General features: G+C 62.8%; 15 protein-coding genes. 12 read left to right on the plus strand and 3 right to left on the minus strand.

The window, feature by feature from the left end; translation table 11 throughout:
• Positions 1-158: 158 nt before the first annotated feature.
• Positions 159-1,400 carry an amidohydrolase family protein gene (locus tag IVB13_RS36810; RefSeq protein WP_018459292.1) on the minus strand — a complete coding sequence of 414 codons (1,242 nt, stop codon included), beginning with the start codon at positions 1,398-1,400 and terminating at the stop codon, positions 159-161.
• Between the two features lie 142 nt (positions 1,401-1,542).
• On the opposite strand from IVB13_RS36810, the gene IVB13_RS36815 reads away from it, so the two are divergent.
• Complete coding sequence (locus tag IVB13_RS36815) at positions 1,543-1,962, plus strand: nuclear transport factor 2 family protein (RefSeq protein WP_018459291.1); 420 nt, start codon at positions 1,543-1,545, stop codon at positions 1,960-1,962.
• A 178-nt stretch (positions 1,963-2,140) separates the two neighbouring features.
• Entirely contained in the window at positions 2,141-3,049 is a 909-nt protein-coding gene (locus IVB13_RS36820; protein WP_247398259.1) for an amino acid ABC transporter substrate-binding protein, read from the plus strand.
• 212 nt (positions 3,050-3,261) lie between these two features.
• Here IVB13_RS36820 and IVB13_RS36825 read toward each other — a convergent pair whose 3' ends face one another.
• Positions 3,262-4,473, minus strand: a complete 1,212-nt coding sequence (locus tag IVB13_RS36825; protein WP_018459289.1) for an acyl-CoA dehydrogenase family protein — start codon at positions 4,471-4,473, stop codon at positions 3,262-3,264.
• Between the two features lie 43 nt (positions 4,474-4,516).
• Entirely contained in the window at positions 4,517-6,142 is a 1,626-nt protein-coding gene (locus IVB13_RS36830; RefSeq protein WP_026233773.1) for a long-chain fatty acid--CoA ligase, read from the minus strand.
• A 178-nt stretch (positions 6,143-6,320) separates the two neighbouring features.
• Between IVB13_RS36830 and IVB13_RS36835 the strand changes: the two genes are divergently transcribed.
• The 10 genes from IVB13_RS36835 to IVB13_RS36880 all read left to right on the plus strand — a co-directional run bounded on the left by IVB13_RS36835 (position 6,321) and on the right by IVB13_RS36880 (position 15,558).
• Positions 6,321-8,174, plus strand: a complete 1,854-nt coding sequence (locus IVB13_RS36835; RefSeq protein WP_018459287.1) for an NAD(P)/FAD-dependent oxidoreductase — start codon at positions 6,321-6,323, stop codon at positions 8,172-8,174.
• A 38-nt stretch (positions 8,175-8,212) separates the two neighbouring features.
• Complete coding sequence (locus tag IVB13_RS36840; protein WP_026233772.1) at positions 8,213-9,031, plus strand: lytic murein transglycosylase; 819 nt, start codon at positions 8,213-8,215, stop codon at positions 9,029-9,031.
• A 196-nt stretch (positions 9,032-9,227) separates the two neighbouring features.
• The gene (locus IVB13_RS36845) at positions 9,228-9,449 is read left to right on the plus strand and encodes a hypothetical protein (RefSeq protein WP_007592399.1); all 222 of its coding nucleotides are present in this window, start codon (positions 9,228-9,230) and stop codon (positions 9,447-9,449) included.
• A gap of 12 nt (positions 9,450-9,461) precedes the next feature.
• Entirely contained in the window at positions 9,462-9,884 is a 423-nt protein-coding gene (locus IVB13_RS36850; protein ID WP_018459285.1) for a hypothetical protein, read from the plus strand.
• Positions 9,885-10,255: 371 nt separating this feature from the next.
• Positions 10,256-10,705, plus strand: a complete 450-nt coding sequence (locus tag IVB13_RS36855) for a MaoC family dehydratase (RefSeq protein WP_018459282.1) — start codon at positions 10,256-10,258, stop codon at positions 10,703-10,705.
• A gap of 62 nt (positions 10,706-10,767) precedes the next feature.
• Complete coding sequence (locus IVB13_RS36860) at positions 10,768-11,280, plus strand: hypothetical protein (RefSeq protein WP_018459281.1); 513 nt, start codon at positions 10,768-10,770, stop codon at positions 11,278-11,280.
• A gap of 320 nt (positions 11,281-11,600) precedes the next feature.
• Positions 11,601-12,758, plus strand: a complete 1,158-nt coding sequence (locus tag IVB13_RS36865; RefSeq protein WP_018459280.1) for a LuxR C-terminal-related transcriptional regulator — start codon at positions 11,601-11,603, stop codon at positions 12,756-12,758.
• A 229-nt stretch (positions 12,759-12,987) separates the two neighbouring features.
• On the plus strand, positions 12,988-13,959 hold the full coding sequence (locus IVB13_RS36870) for an AraC family transcriptional regulator (RefSeq protein WP_018459279.1): 972 nt from the start codon (positions 12,988-12,990) through the stop codon (positions 13,957-13,959).
• An 81-nt stretch (positions 13,960-14,040) separates the two neighbouring features.
• Positions 14,041-14,289 carry a hypothetical protein gene (locus IVB13_RS36875; RefSeq protein ID WP_204510928.1) on the plus strand — a complete coding sequence of 83 codons (249 nt, stop codon included), beginning with the start codon at positions 14,041-14,043 and terminating at the stop codon, positions 14,287-14,289.
• A gap of 150 nt (positions 14,290-14,439) precedes the next feature.
• Positions 14,440-15,558, plus strand: coding sequence for a helix-turn-helix transcriptional regulator (locus IVB13_RS36880; RefSeq protein ID WP_018459277.1), 1,119 nt, complete (start codon positions 14,440-14,442; stop codon positions 15,556-15,558).
• Positions 15,559-15,599: the final 41 nt, after the last annotated feature.

Here is a 15,599-nt window from a genome sequence, read left to right on the forward strand (position 1 = left end):
CCGCGGGACTGGCAATACGCTCAGCTATCGGCAATCAGCGCGGATCGACTATCCGGTATTCTACCGGATTCGGAATATGAGAGCGATCGACGGTAACATCTAACGGAAATAACGCGGCAATTCGCCCCGCTTCAATGCAGATATGCGTCCAGAGCGGCTCAGGAGCCGGGGCGGAACACAGTGGGCCGTTGCCGCGCAAAAGTCTGCCGGCCGCTCTTGAAGCCCATTACGACATCCGGCAGCTCGGCGACGGCGAAGCGGCTGTCTTGCGTATCGAGCACGATGAGATCGGCGGGGTTTCCGACCTTGATGCCGTAATCCCCAAGGTTCATCAGCCGCGCCGGCAGCTCGGTCACGAGATCAAGGCAGGTATCGAAGTCGTTCACCGAGGCATGCGCGACGTTGGCGTAGAAATTCGCCATTCGCAGCAGTGAGGCATCGCCGAACGGCGTGAAGGGATTGAGCACGTTGTTGGTCGCGATCGAGCACAGCACGCCGTCGGCGGCGAGCTTGTGGGCGAGCGTCAGCCCGCGTGGCGCGTTGTGGGTCGCTTCCCGCCCCATCAGGTACAGATCGGTTGCCGGCAGCACGGTGACGGCAACGCCAGCCTTGGCCAGCTGCGCGGTGGCGGCCCTCAGCCGCTCCGGTGGCAGTGCGGAGAGTTTCGTGGCGTGGCCGATTGCCACGCGCCCCCCATAGTTGCGCCGCTCGGTCTGCCGGCAGACCTCGTCGAGGTGCCACCAGGAGGGATCGAGATCGAAATCGAGATGGAGATCGACGTCCAGGTCGAACGCCTCGGCGAGGTCGAAGATGCGTGCGAGATGGGCGTTCGGGTCGGTGTCCGTGTAGGGGCAGCCGCCGATCACCTCCCCACCATCGCGCAGCGCCTGGATCAGAAGCTCCTCGCTGCCGGGATCGTTGGTGAGGCCTTCCTGCGGAAAGACACAGAGCGACAGGTCGATCGCCCAGGCATAGTCACGCTTCAGCGCCTTCACCGCCTCGAAGCCGCGCAATCCGATGCGGGGATCGATCTCGACGTGGGTTCGCATGCGCGTGGTGCCGTGGACGATGGCACGTTCGAGTACCCGGGCGCCGCGCGCGTAGACGTCCTCGACCGAGAAACCCTTCTTCATCTCGGAGAGGGCGCGGATCGCTTCGGAGACGCTGCCGTGATCATGCCCGCAGCGGCCGAGCAGGCAGGCCTTGTCGAGATGGATGTGGCTGTCGACGAAGCCGGGCAGGGCGAGGCGTCCGCCGACATCGACTTCGGCGGCCTCGCAAGCGAGCGTCGGTTCGATGGCGGTGATCCGGCCGCGCGTGACGCCGATGTCCATCGGGTCGGCGGCACCACGCAGCAAGGCGTTGCGAAAGATGAGGTCAAAGGCGGATTGGGCGGTCATGGCTCTTGCGGAAGGAATTTAGTGCATTCGGCCGCGTTTGGCGGCTCCAGATTGTCGGCAGTGTAGCGACGGAAATGTTCAAAATATATGCACGTATTCCCCGAGAGCGGCGCTAGTATTCGCAAGCCCTGGAGAATGAGCCATGTCCGCTGCCGCAAAAGCCGAAGCCGGCCCGTCGTCCGACGCCGAGATCGTGGAAGCCTATCTCACGGCGTCGATGATCCCCGATCCGGACGCCGCGGCTGCCTATATGGCGCCGGGCACGGTGATCACCTTTACCGGTGGGCGCGAGTTCGATCATCCGCGCGGCCCGACCGCTTTCAACGCCAAGCGCTACCGCTGGGTCAAGAAGAAGATGGACCGTTTCGACGTCTGCCCCGGCGACGGCGAGACCGTGGTCTATAGCGTCGGCACGCTCTACGGCGAATGGATGGATGGGTCCGCGTTCGAGGGCAACCGCTATGTCGACCGCTTCGTGGTGCGGAATGGCCAGATCACCAAGATGGACGTCTGGAACGACAGCGCCGAGCGGATCCTGGTCCAGCGCGGCATCGACGCGTAAGCGCCATCCTGGCGCTTGAGCGCCCCGACTCCAGGGGGACAAAAGGCCGGTCCACCCTATCGCAAGCCGCGATAGCTGATAGGTGCAAGCTCGTCTGGCGGCTGCCGCGCGCCTGCGCTATCAACGGCGCGATTGCTGCGCCCGGCATGGGGGCGCAAGCCTCCTCAAGGAGTTCCCGATGCGTTTACCCACCGTTGTCCTGGCCCTCACATGCCTTGCAACTGCCGCCTCCGCCGAAGACCTGTCGGGTACGCTTCAGAAGGTCAAAGAGACCAAGAAAATCACGCTGGGCTACCAGGAGGCCTCGGTCCCGTTCAGTTATCTCGACGGCAACCAGAAGCCGGTCGGCTTTGCCATGGATATCTGCCTCAGGATCGTGGATGCCGTGAAGAAGCAGCTCGGTATACCCGACATCGCCGTCGACACCCTCGCCGTGACATCGTCGAACCGGATTCCGCTGATGGTCAACGGGACGCTCGACCTGCATTGCTCGGCGACCACCAACAATGCCGATCGCCAGAAGCAGGTCGCCTTCACCAACACGCACTTCCTCAGCGCCACGCGATTTGCGGCCAAGAAAGCCGCAAAGATCAACACCATCGACGATCTCAAGGGCAAAGCGGTGACGGCGGTGGCCGGCTCGGTCAACCTGACGCAGCTCGCCAAGGTTAACACCGAGCGCAATCTCGGCATCAATGTGATGCCGGCCAAGGACCAGGCCGAAGCTTTCCTGCTGCTGGAAACCGATCGCGCCCAAGCCTACGCGCTCGACGACGTGCAGCTCGCGGTCGCGATCGCGCGCTCGAAAGAACCACAGCTCTTCATGATTAGCGAGGAGACCTTCTCGAAGCCGGAGCCTTACGGGATCATGCTACGGCGGGAGGACGCGCCGTTCAAGGCGCTCGCCGACCGCGCGACTGCAGAGCTGTACGCGAGCCCGGAGATCGAGGCCCTCTACAAGAAGTGGCTGGAATCGCCGACGCCGCCGAACGGCCTCAATTACAACGTCCCGATGTCGGGCGCCTTGCGCAACGCCTTCAAGAAGCCGAGCTCAAGCTTCGATCCCGATGTGTACGTGGTGAATTGAGTGAGGGCGCCACGGCGCTGGTTGTAATCGGGCTGCGTGTCATCCTGCCCTCGCTCCTTGCGGGAGAGGGCAGCTCCGCTGGTTGATGCAGCTCACTGGGGTGAGGGGTTTGTCTCCGCGGAAGCAGACCCCTCATCCGGCGCTTCGCGCCACCTTCTGCCGCAAGGGGAGAAGGAAAGAGAGCGAGCCGCACGGGCGGAATGCTTGCGACGCTAGGCGTTCGAATATTTCTTCAGCTCGAACCGCGCGATCTGGTTCCTGTGGACTTCGTCCGGGCCGTCGGCGAGACGCAGCAAACGCGCGGTCGCATAGGCCTGGGTCAATCCAAAGTCGTTCGACGTGCCGCCGCCGCCATGGGCCTGGATCGCCCAGTCGATGATCTGGCAGGCCATGTTGGGCACGGCGACCTTGATCATCGCGATCTCCGCTGTCGCCACCTTGTTGCCGACGGTGTCCATCGCGTATGCGGCGTTGAGCGTCAGCAGCCGGGCCTGCTCGATCATGATGCGGGCCTCTGCGATGCGCTCCTGCGTCACCGTCTGCTCGGAAACCGGCTTGCCAAAGGCGACGCGGCTGCGCACCCTCCGGCACATCTTCTCCAGCGTGCGTTCGGAAAGCCCGATCAGCCGCATGCAATGGTGGATGCGGCCGGGGCCGAGGCGGCCCTGCGCGATCTCGAAACCGCGGCCTTCGCCCAGCAGCATGTTCTCCTTGGGGACACGCACGTTGGTGAAGACGACCTCGGAGGCACGGTCGGGCACGCCGTAGAAGCCGAACACGGGCAGGGCACGCTTGACCTCGACGCCCGCTGTGTCCATCGGCACCAGGATCATGGATTGCTGCTTGTGGCGGTCCGCATTGTCGGGATCGGTCTTGCCCATGAAGATGCAGATCTTGCAGCGCGGGTCGGTCGCGTTGGTGGTATACCATTTGCGGCCGTTGATGACGTAATGGTCGCCCTCGCGAACGATCGAGCTTTCGATGTTGGTCGCATCGGATGAGGCGACGGCAGGCTCGGTCATGGCGAAGCAGGAGCGGATTTCGCCTGCGAGCAGCGGCTTCAGCCAGCGCTCCTTGTCCTCCTTCGTGCCATAGCGCTCCAGCACCTCCATGTTGCCCGTGTCGGGCGCCGAACAGTTGAAGACTTCGGGTGCGAGATGCGAGCGGCCCATGACCTCGCAGAGCGGGGCATATTCGAGATTGGTCAGGCCGGCACCGTGGCCGGAGTCCGGCAGGAACAGATTCCAGAGGCCTTCGGCGCGCGCCAGCGGCTTCAGCTCCTCGACGACCGGATAGACTTTCCAGGGACCCAGCTCCTCCGCCTCGCGATAAAAGCGCTCCTCATTAGGATAGATGTGCCGATCCATGAAACTGTCGAGCTTGCGCTTGAGCTCGACGACTTTGGGGGACATCGGGTAGAGCATCTTTGGCCTCCTCGATCGATGGGCGGGGCGATGCGCGGTCGGCTCAAGCGACGCGATACTCTCTGAATTTCTCGCGCAGGGCCGATTTGAGCACCTTGCCGGTGCCGGTCATCGGGAATTCGTCCAGAAATTCGACGGCGTCAGGCATCCACCAGCTCGCGATTTTCGGACGCATGTGGTCGAGCAACGTCTTGCCGTCGACGGTCGCGCCCTTTTTGCGGACGACGAGGAGCAGCGGCCGCTCCTGCCATTTCTCATGGTTGATCGCGACCACGGCGGCTTGCAGCACATCGGGGTGAGACAAGGCCACGTCCTCGAGTTGGATCGAGGAGATCCATTCGCCGCCGGACTTGATCACGTCCTTGGAGCGGTCGGTCAGCGTGACGTGGCCCTGGGGGTCGATTACGGCCATGTCGCCGGTGATCAGCCAGCCGTCGCGGTCGAGGCCTTCGTCGAGTTTCATGTAGCCGGACGCAACCCACGGTCCCCGCGCGCGCAGATGGCCGACGCTCTTGCCGTCACGCGGCAGCTCGTTGCCGCCGTCGTCGACGATGCGCAAGGCGGTGCCGAAACAGGCGCGGCCGGACACCTGGCGGCGCTCGAACTTCTCCTTGTCGTCGAGATGCTCGGAGCCTGGCCGCAAGCCCGGCATCGAGCAGCCCAAGGCTTCAGTCATGCCCCAGGCCTGGACGTAGTCGATGTCATATTCGCGCTTGAGCTTCTCGACCATAGCGCGCGGCGGCGCCGAGCCCGACGACAATGTTGCACGAAGTGTCGAGAACCTGTTGCCGGTGCGCCCGAGCCAGTCGAGCAGGATCAGCCAGAAGCTCGGTACGCCCGCCGACAGCGTCACCTTCTCGCCTTCGAGCAGTTCATAAAGCTTGTCGGGCTCGTAATTGCGACCGGGCAGCACCAGCTTCGAGCCGGTATAGGGCGCGGTGAACGGCATGTTCCAGCCGTTACCGTGGAACAGCGGCGCCATCGGCATCATCACCTCGCGCACGCCTTCCAGGTGCCCGGGCAGGAAGTCGAAATTGCAGGAGACCATGGTCTGCAGGATCGCGGCGCGGTGCGAATAGATCACGCCCTTCGGATTGCCCGTCGTGCCGGAGGTGTAGCAGATGGTGGACGCCGATTTTTCGTCGAACTCCGGCCAGGCGAAGCCGGCGTCGTTCTCGTTCTCCAGCAGCTCCTCGTAGCAATGCACGTTGGCAAGCTTGGTCTGCGGCATCCGCTCGCGCGAGCACATCACGACATAGGCTTCGATCGATGTGAGCTGCGGCGCGATCGCCTCCACGATCGGCAGCGTGGCACGGTCGATGAACAGCAGCCGGTCCTCGGCATGATTGACGATGTAGACGAGTTGTTCGGGAAACAGCCGCGGGTTGATGGTGTGCAGCACATATCCCATGCCCGGCGCGGCGTAGAACATCTCGAAATGCCGGTGCGTATTCCAGGCCAGCGTGCCGACGCGGTCACCGGACATCATGCCGAGCCTCTTGAGCGCCAACGCCATGCGCTTGATGCGCGGATGTGCGTCGGCATAGGTATAGCGATGGATGTCGCCTTCGATCTCGCGAGCGACGACCTCAGCCTCGCCGTGATAGTCGGCGGCATACTGGATCAGGCCGCTGATCAGGAGCGGCATATCCATCATCAATCCCTGCATCGTCTCCTCCGGACCGCCATGTCGCTGCATGACGTACGCTTGTGATGTGCGCTTGAGGTTAGCGGAACGCCACGCGACGTTCACGCAAAAAGCGAGAGACGCGATTGCATGCGTCACTTTTTCAGGGCTAACTGATGCGAGCTGCCGGCGAAGCAGTGTCCGCCGGGGGAGGAAACGGATGTCAGCGCAAAGACACAAGACCGGCGCAGCCGGCGAATCTACAATCGACATTGCCGCACTCCGAGCGCGCTATCGCGACGAGCGCGATCGCCGTCTGCGCGCCGAAGGCAAGGCGCAATATGTCGAAGTGACCGGCGAGTTCGGGCGCTATCTCGACGATCCCTGGGCCAATTCCGGATTTGCCCGCGAGGCCGTCAGCGAACAGACCGAGGTGCTGATCGTGGGCGGCGGCTTCGGCGGCCTTCTGTGCGGCGCGCGACTGCGCGAAGCTGGCATCGATGATTTCCGGGTCGTGGAAAAGGCCGCCGATTTCGGCGGCACCTGGTACTGGAATCGCTACCCCGGTGCGGCCTGCGATACCGAGAGCTACATCTACCTGCCGTTGCTGGAAGAGACTGGCTACATGCCGGTGCGCAAATATGCGCGAGCCCCCGAGATCTACGAGCATTCGCGCCGCATCGGCCGTCATTTCGGCCTCTATGAGCGCGCGCTGTTTCAGACCGTCATCACCCACATGGAATGGCGGGAGCAGGAGGCACGCTGGCTGGTCGAGACAGATCGCGGTGATTGCATCCGCGCGCGCTTCGTCATCCTTGCTGGCGGCCCGCTGAGCCGTCCGAAGCTGCCGGGCATTCCCGGTATCGAAAGCTTCAAGGGACACAGCTTCCACACCAGCCGCTGGGATTACGCCTACACCGGCGGCACGGCCGAAGGTGATCTTAGTGGTCTTGGCGACAAACGCGTCGGTATCATCGGCACCGGGGCCACCGCCGTGCAATGTGTGCCGCATCTCGGCCGCTCGGCCAAGGAGCTCTACGTCTTCCAGCGTACGCCGTCGGCGATCGGCGTGCGCGACGACCGCCCGACGGATCAGAGCTGGGCGCAGGGGCTCAGGCCCGGCTGGCAGCGCGAACGCATGGACAATTTCACCGCCGTGATCTCGGGCGAGCCATTCGAACAGGATCTGGTGCAGGACGGCTGGACCGGCCTGCTCGGCGAGATCCTGCTGGCGCCGCGCCGCCAGCCGCAGCCGGTGACTTCGATCGAGGAGGCGCTCAAGGTCATCGAGCAGGCCGATTATCGCAAGATGGAAGAGATCCGAGCGCGCGTCGATGCGATCGTCAAGGATGAGGCGACGGCTTCGGCGTTGAAACCCTGGTACAAGGCATTCTGCAAACGGCCGTGTTTCCACGACGAATATCTCGACACCTTCAATCGTCCCAACGTGCATCTCGTCGACACCAGGGGACAGGGCGTCGAGCGCATCACCGAGAACGCGGTCGTGGTCGACGGCAGGGCTTATGAGCTCGACTGCCTGATCTATGCCAGCGGCTTCGAGGTCGGCACCGACTACGCCCGCCGCATGGGCTTTGAGGTCTACGGCCGTGACGGCGTGAGCCTGTCGGCGCGCTGGCGCGATGGCGTCAAGACGCTGCACGGCTTCTACAGTCGCGGCTTCCCGAATTGCTTCCTGATCGTCATGGTGCAGGCCGGCCAGAGCGCCAACTTCCCGCACATCATCGACGAGCAGTCGCAGCACATCGCCTATGTGATAGCCGAGGCGCGCAAGCGCAAAGCCCGGACGCTGGAGCCGACGCTCGATGCCGAGAACGCCTGGGTCGAGGAGGTGGTCAAAGCTGCGCTCGGCCGCCAGACCTATCTCGCCGAATGCACGCCCGGCTATTACAACAATGAAGGCGTGTTCGATCCGATCGCGGCGAGAAACAGCCAGTATTGGCGCGGGCCGGTGGCATTCCTGCGGCTGCTGGACAAGTGGCGCCAGGAGGGCAATTTGGATGGACTGGAACTGTCGTATGATCACGCCATGGAGTCGGCGCCTTCGTCCGGGTAAGCTCGGGCATTGGATCACCCAGGGAGAGGACGTCGGACATGATCAGGGGCAGAACTGTAGCTGCGGCGGTTTTTGGGGCGATGACGCTGCTCGGCTGCCTGGCGCCCGCCGCCCACGCCGCGCAATGCGGCAGTTCGTCGGCCGGCTTCGAGGCCTGGAAGAGCGAGTTCAGCGCGGAGGCGCAGGGCAAGGGCGTCGGCCAGACTGCGCTCTCGGCGCTGATGCAGACCAATTACGCCAGTGCCACCATCGCGGCCGACCGTGGCCAGCGCAGCTTCTCGCTGACGCTCGACCAGTTCCTCGCCAAGCGCGGCGCCACCACCATCGTTGCCAAGGGTCGCCAGCTCAAGCAGTCGCAAGCCGCCTTGTTCACCTCGATCCAGCAGCGCTATGGCGTCCCGCCGGGGCCGCTGATCGCGATCTGGGGCATGGAGACCGGGTTCGGCAGCCAGCGCGGCAACCAGAACATGCTCTCTTCGATCGCGACGCTCGCCTATGACTGCCGCCGTCCCGAATTCTTCACTGAGCAGCTCTATGCGGCGCTGAAGCTGATCGATCGGGGCACGCTGTCGGGGGCAACCCGCGGCTCGATGCACGGCGAAGTCGGTCAGACCCAGTTCATGCCCAAGAACATCCTGGCCTACGGCACCGGCAATCTCGAAGTTGCCGCCAATGCGCTGAACTCGACGGCGAATTTCCTCAAGGCCCATGGCTGGCGTGCAGGAGCGGGTTACCAGCCGGGCGAGCCGAATTTCGCTGCCATCGAAGCCTGGAATGCCGCCGGCGTTTATCAGAAAGCGATCGCCCTGATGGGACGGCAGATCGACGAGGGCGGAGGTACGGCCGCCTCGCGCTGACCAGAGCCGCGTTTCGAAGGGGCTCAAGCTTCTTGGTTTTGGCGCGTTTGCTTTATGCGAACTGGCATCCACTTCGCTTGAGAACGCTCCTGCTCAGCAAGGCGTGATGCGCCGGCAAGAGAAAGTTGTTGCCAACTGGAACCGACGGCACGAGGTTTGCTTTGATCGAACAGGGCTGGGCATGAGGAGACTCAACATGGCAACCCAGATCGTGATGGACCAGACTGGCGACACGCGCCACGAGTTTGATCCTGGCAATGCCGAAGCGCTGGCGCGAGCCGAGCGGCGCTTTCGGGAGCTGACCGGAGCGGGCTTCACCGCCGCGCTGCGAACCGGACCTGGCGAAGTCACCCGGATCCGATCGTTTGACCCGACCGCGCAGGAAACGCTGTTCTATCCCCGCCTGGTTGGCGGTTGATCTGAGCTGCTCATGATCGCGGCAGTTTGGCTCCGTGGGCCGGCGCGTGCGCGTCTGCATGCGCTCCGCGAACTCTATCGGCGCTTCTTCGGCGAGAACACGCCGGATGCTCGCGGTCGCCGGCTCCTGGCCGAATGGCTGTCACCGGCGCAGCGCGCCCAATTCGAGCAGCACCGGTATTTCGATGTCGTCGGCGGCGATACCGGCAAGACCTATCGCATCCATTATGGCACCGCCGCCAACGTCCATGAGATCGACGAGGCCGGAAATGCGACGATGGGGTGGTGCTTCGTCCCGTCAGGCTTTCTCGTTCCCGGCGACGTGATGCTCGCACAGAAGATCGCGCTCGAAACCGACGAAAGGGGAGCTCTCGCGCTCGCCAACAGGTTTCCGCCAGCGACGCATTCGGAGCACTTCTACCGGCGGCCGTTCTAGGGCGTGGGCTATCAGTAATGGGTGGAGCGATAGGCATCCACCGCGTGCGCTGCAAAGACGCCGACGCTGCAAAGCGCGAGCAAGGCCGAGATCAGCTCGATCATAGTTCGTCCTCCTGCGGCGGCAGGGCGACGAGGTGCTGACAGCAGGAATAATCCCAGATCAGGTTGAGGAAGAATTGCATGGTGGCCGTCCCTGTATGCTTTTGACAACGAGATAACCGACCATCTGTTTCAGGCGTGTTTCGTCGCATCTGGAAACGGGTTTCTTGGGGAACCCCGGGCTGGTTTGTGCGCTGCGGAGCCGCTACATCCCGCTCTTGCTCAATCCCATTAGCCGCGAGGCGGCGCATCACATTGCGAGGCGAAATCATGGCGCAGGTCGAGTGGTTCGACGATCTCACCATTGGAATGCAGTTCAAATCCCCCGAAGTTCACGTCACCGAGGCCGACATCAAGCGGTTCGCGGCCGAGTTCGATCCGCAGCCGATGCATCTCGACCACGAAGCCGCCAAGCAGACCCTGTTCAGGGGTCTCGCTGCCTCGGGATGGCACACCGCCGCGATTGCCATGAGCCTCGCGATCCAGACCCGTCCGTTCGGCCCGCATCCGCTGATCGGTGCCGGCGTCGACGGGCTGCGCTGGACCATCCCGGTGCGGCCCGGCGACCGCCTGCATCTGGTCGGGGAGGTCATGAGCCTGACGCCATCGAAGTCGAAGCCGCAGGGCATCGCACTGGTGAAATGGACGATGTTCAATCAGAACGGCGAGGAGGTTTACACCTTCACCCCGATCGCGATCGTGCCGCGGCGAACCGCCTGAAGCCCTTGCGGGTCACCAGCAGAGGTGGTCATCTCTGTCCGGGGAACACGCTGGAGGCTGACATGAAACGATATCTTCTCGCCGCCGGGCTCCTGGCAGGCGCCTTGAGCGCAGTCGCTTTGACCGCAAGACCGGTGCAGGCGCAACAATCCAAGGTCGGCGACTGGACCATCGAAAAGCGTATGCAGGACGCGCATTGCAATGCGAGCCGCGGCTACAAGGACAAGGAAGACGAGAACCGGGACTACGTCATCGTCATCACCTATTCCGAGAAGGCGATCGTGATCGTGATGATCTATGACGGTTGGGAGTGGGACAAGGTCGGCGAGATCCTCCGGGCCGATGTCGGCACCGACGACGCCGATATCATGAAGAAGGCGAAGTGGGAGGTCATGGACAAAACTACCGTGCGCGGCATCTTCGAATACGAGCAGTCCATGATGGACCGGCTGTCCAAGGCCAAGCGTCTCTCGCTCGATTTCGAGGACGATGACGACGACAGCATCGAGATGCAGGTGCCGCGTGCCGGTGAAGCGCTGGCGGCATTGAAATTCTGCGAGGAGAATCGCAAGTAAACTGCCGGAGCCGAATGCGAGGCCGGCGGGATCGGTGGCGACAGGGTTCTGCGGTGCGCGCGCTGCCTGACGCATCGCACGCGTGACTCATCGCACACAGTCCGCGCGCTGTTCGCATTTATCCTAGTCTTTGGCGAAAACGTCCAAGCCGCATCCTGCGGTTGACGTTACGCAAGGACGATGTTCGATATTCCAGCATTTCGTTGCAACGTTTTCTCCCAGTCGAAGGCGGCCATTGAACGGCCCGTCTCCTTCGCCAGTCCCCGGATCGCGATCTTTCTCGCACGCCCGAGCCATACGCAGATTGCGTCGTCCGGCCGATGACAATCCTCCACGCAAATCGATTCTCGTCCCTTGTCGGCGAGATCTACGACGCCGCGGTCGATCCCGCGCTGCGCAGCGGGGTGCTGGAACAGGTTTCGCATTTCGTCGGCGGATGTGCCGCGACCATCCTGTCCAGGGACAGAGCCAGGCTCTCGATCGAGATCCACGAGCATTTTGGCACCGAATCCCGCTTCCGCCAGCTTTATCGCGACCGATATGTGGAGCTGGACCCTCTGCTCGATCGCCATTTTACGCTCGTGGCGGAGCAGACGATCGGCGTAGCCGACATCATGCCTCAGGCGGATTTCCTGGCAACGAGCTTCTATCGCGAGTGGGTGGAACCGCAAGGAGCGATAGACTTTGCAACCGTTGCACTCGAGAAGTCGGACACGCGCACCACAATCCTGCAGGTGTTGCGCCACCGGTCGCGCGGAATGGTTGACGAGCCGATGCGTGAGCGCATGCGGCTGCTGGCTCCGCACCTTCAGCGCTCCAGGATCATGGGCCGACAGATCAGGGCACGCTCGCATACCGTGGACGACCTTGCCGAGGTCTTGGATGGGCTGAGCACGGCGATCTGCCTGCTCGACGCAGATGGCCGCGTCGTGCATGCCAACGCAGCATGCCGCGGGCTGTTCGCCGATGCCAGCCTGCTCGCAATGGTCGGCGACCGGATCGTGGCCCGCAACACCCAGACCGACAAAATATTCCGCGGCCTGAGCGAAATCGATGCAGGCAACGAAACTCGTTCCGCCGCCCGCCGTCAGATCGAGCTTGCGACATCAGTCGATGGACAGCATTATCTGCTCCACGCCTTTCCCTTGAAGCGCTATCGCACTCCATCGCGAGATGCTGCAGCCACGGTGCTGTTCGTTCAGAAGGCATCGGCGGCGACATGGCTCGCGGCTGATGCGATTGCGGCGGCCTTCAGGCTGACACCGTCCGAACTGCGTGTTTTAATGGCCATTATCGAGATTGGCGGTGTCCCCGACATTGCGGCAAAGCTCGGCATCGCCGAGACGACGGTGAAGACGCATCTCGGGCGCCTGTTCGAGAAGACCGGCGCCGGCAGGCAGGCCGACTTAGTCAAGATCGCCACCGGCTTTGCCGTTCCATTCGCGCATCGAACGAATGGCGGTGACGACGCCGTGTGATCCATTTCACAAGGCTCGCCGATACGTGCCGCGATCTCAATGCATTGTGATGAGCCCAGCTCCCGTGTCCTCCGAATGCAGGACGCGAGTCATTTGATACTTTCGTATATCGCGATCCAGAAAAGTGAAGAGCAGCAAGCGCCACGAAGAGATGCGACGACGGCGTCAAACGCGAGTGTGAGGAAACGACAGCGCACGGCCGGACCTGCTCGTCGGTTGGAGGATTGCAGTGAGCCAGTTTGATTTTTCCATTATTAATGTTTCGACGAACGAAATTCCCGAAAACGAGCGTATCCCGCTGCTTCGCGATTTCTACTGCCGCGGGGTGTTGAAGGCGGAGGTCGAGGCGAGAGAAGGAAAGCCGGCTACGGCGAGCTTCACGTCCCACGTCTTGCCGGAAGCCCAATTGCTGATCGGAGGATTGTGCGGAGCGCGCGTCAGTCGCACCAAACACCTGGTTGCCGATGGCGACGACAGCCTGGCCCTGATCGTGAATCGATCTGGCGTACTTGGAATATCCGAGCGGGGACACGATCTGAGCCTTCGTGCAGGGGAGGCGGTCCTGACCAGCGCGGAGGACGTCACGACGTTCGAGCGATTGTCGCTGGGTAGCTGCTTCTCCCTACGCGTGCCGAGACGCGTGCTGGCGCCGATGATCGTGGATGTCGATGACGCCGTAATGCGTGTCATGCCGGAGAGCTCGACAGGACTTCGATTGCTGGTCAACTATGCGGAGACACTGGTGCGGGAGAAGGCGTTCGCGACGCCAAATTTGCGCCAGCTCGGGGTCGGGCATCTGCACGATCTTCTGGCAATCGTTCTCGGTGCCACCAACGAGCCCCGGGAGCTGGCCGGGCGGCGCGGCGTGAAGGCGGCACGGCTGCAGAAGGCCAAAGTCTCCATCGCCAACAATTGCTGGCGGCAGGACCTGTCGGTGGCCACAGTCGCCCAGGAGCTCGGCGTGACGCCGCGTTATCTCCAGCGCCTGTTCGAGGCCGACGGCAAGACGTTCTCGTCCTTCGTGATCGAACAACGCGTCAAGCGCGCCCATCGCATGTTGCGGGAACCCGGATACGCCGAGCGGACGGTCAGCTCGATCGCCTACGATGTCGGCTTCGGCGATCTCTCCTATTTTAACCGCTGCTTCCGTCGAACTTATGGCGCCACGCCCAGTGACGTCAGGAGCGGCGAAATGTCGTGACCGCGCACGACTGAGTTTCAAGTCAAATGCCGCTTGGAGACGGCAGGGGCGGGCGTGCGCCGCCCCCAGTTGGAGTGTTGCATGCGCCGTTTTTTCTTTGATCTTATGATCGGCAATATCGTGAAGATCGATCCGGGCGGCATGGTGTTCGAATGCCCCGAAGCGACATTCGTGGTGGCCAACGAGATGGCAAGCCACCTGTTCGTCTGGCGCGACGATTTGCGCGACCGCGATGCCTGCATCCGGGTCAGAAACGCCGACGGGCGCGAGATCTATCGCGCCGCGGTCTGGTCGGAGAATCTGGAGAAGGTCGGCTGGGACGAGATGTGAGCATCCCGGTGCGGTATCGCGACTCTGCATCAGTAGCACCCGAAACGAATATCCGCTCGTTACCGGCCGACGCCTCATCCGATCGGAGGATGCCGCATGCTGTGGTTGTGGTATGCTTGGTGATATTGATCACCCAGGCCATTTATAGCCATGCACGGACCACGGAAACTGCCCGACCTGGTCGAGGCCATCTACGATGCCGGGCTCGATCCCTCGCTGTGGAATAACGTCGTCACCGGCATCCGCGACTTCGTCGGCGGCCAGGCCTGCGGGCTGTTTTCCAAGGACTCGATCAGCAAATTCGGCGTCACGCACTATTATTGCGGGGCGGACCCGCACTACATCCGGCTCTATTCCGAGACGCATTCGAAGTTCGATCCGCTGACGGTCCTGCCGCCGCATGGCCAGATCGTCAGCATCCCGGATCTCGTCAATTTCGATGAATATCGGCGAGGACGCTTTTACCAGGAATGGATGCGGCCGCAGGGTTGCAGCGATGCGGCTAACGTCGTGCTCGAGAATTCGAATGCGAGCTGCCCCGTGATGATGACGGTGCTGTCGGGCCGCCGGATGGTGGATCCGGTGATGAAGCAGCGCCTCTCGCTGATCTTGCCGCACGCCAGCCGAGCGTTGCTGATCAACCGCGCCATGACCTCGCAACTGACGCTGGCGACGGCGTTGGCGGAGGTCCTGGACAATTTGGCCTGTGGCATCTTCCTGCTCGATGGCTTCTGCCGGGTGGTGCACGCGAATTCCGCAGGGCACGCCTTGCTTGCGGCCGACGATCTGGTTCGGTCCGTTGCCGGGCAATTGGTGACCAGCAGTGCGGAGGCCAATCAGACACTGTGGGAAGCGTTCGCGACCCGCCATGAAATTGCGCTGCTTGCCGCAAAGGGGCACGCGTTTTCGCTGCTTTCGCCTTCGGGCGAGCGCTACGTCGCGCACATCCTGCCGCTGTCGTCCGTCCTGCGGGACGGCAGCGAGCGGGTGGTCGATGCCGTCGGTGCGCTGCTGCTGCGTAAGGTATCGCTCGGCGGACAGTCCTATGGCGAATTGATCGCGCGGACATTCGACCTTACGCCGGCCGAGCTGCGCGTGTTCCTGTCGATCGTCGAGGTTGGCGGCGTCCCGGAGACGGCGGTCGCGCTTGGTATCGCGGAAACGACGGCGAAGACGCATCTGCATCGCGTGTTCGCCAAGACGGGCGTTTCGCGTCAGGCCGATCTCGTTAAGCTCGCGGCAGGATTCTCCAATCCGCTTGTGAATTAGACTGTTGAATTTTGCCTTCACGATTGAACCTTTCGCTCCCG

The organism is Bradyrhizobium sp. 17 (assembly GCF_023073515.1).
Taxonomy (GTDB): domain Bacteria; phylum Pseudomonadota; class Alphaproteobacteria; order Rhizobiales; family Xanthobacteraceae; genus Bradyrhizobium; species Bradyrhizobium canariense_D.

Bases quoted from the DNA above. Each gene is read 5' to 3' on its own strand.
- IVB13_RS36850 (WP_018459285.1), top strand. From the start codon at position 9,462: ATGATCGCGGCAGTTTGGCTCCGTGGGCCGGCGCGTGCGCGTCTGCAT.
- IVB13_RS36815 (WP_018459291.1), top strand. From the start codon at position 1,543: ATGTCCGCTGCCGCAAAAGCCGAAGCCGGCCCGTCGTCCGACGCCGAG.
- IVB13_RS36825 (WP_018459289.1), bottom strand. From the start codon at position 4,473: ATGCTCTACCCGATGTCCCCCAAAGTCGTCGAGCTCAAGCGCAAGCTC.
- IVB13_RS36840 (WP_026233772.1), top strand. From the start codon at position 8,213: ATGATCAGGGGCAGAACTGTAGCTGCGGCGGTTTTTGGGGCGATGACG.
- IVB13_RS36830 (WP_026233773.1), bottom strand. From the start codon at position 6,142: ATGCAGGGATTGATGATGGATATGCCGCTCCTGATCAGCGGCCTGATC.
- IVB13_RS36845 (WP_007592399.1), top strand. From the start codon at position 9,228: ATGGCAACCCAGATCGTGATGGACCAGACTGGCGACACGCGCCACGAG.
- IVB13_RS36860 (WP_018459281.1), top strand. From the start codon at position 10,768: ATGAAACGATATCTTCTCGCCGCCGGGCTCCTGGCAGGCGCCTTGAGC.
- IVB13_RS36835 (WP_018459287.1), top strand. From the start codon at position 6,321: ATGTCAGCGCAAAGACACAAGACCGGCGCAGCCGGCGAATCTACAATC.
- IVB13_RS36810 (WP_018459292.1), bottom strand. From the start codon at position 1,400: ATGACCGCCCAATCCGCCTTTGACCTCATCTTTCGCAACGCCTTGCTG.
- IVB13_RS36875 (WP_204510928.1), top strand. From the start codon at position 14,041: ATGCGCCGTTTTTTCTTTGATCTTATGATCGGCAATATCGTGAAGATC.
- IVB13_RS36820 (WP_247398259.1), top strand. From the start codon at position 2,141: ATGCGTTTACCCACCGTTGTCCTGGCCCTCACATGCCTTGCAACTGCC.
- IVB13_RS36865 (WP_018459280.1), top strand. From the start codon at position 11,601: ATGACAATCCTCCACGCAAATCGATTCTCGTCCCTTGTCGGCGAGATC.
- IVB13_RS36880 (WP_018459277.1), top strand. From the start codon at position 14,440: ATGCACGGACCACGGAAACTGCCCGACCTGGTCGAGGCCATCTACGAT.
- IVB13_RS36855 (WP_018459282.1), top strand. From the start codon at position 10,256: ATGGCGCAGGTCGAGTGGTTCGACGATCTCACCATTGGAATGCAGTTC.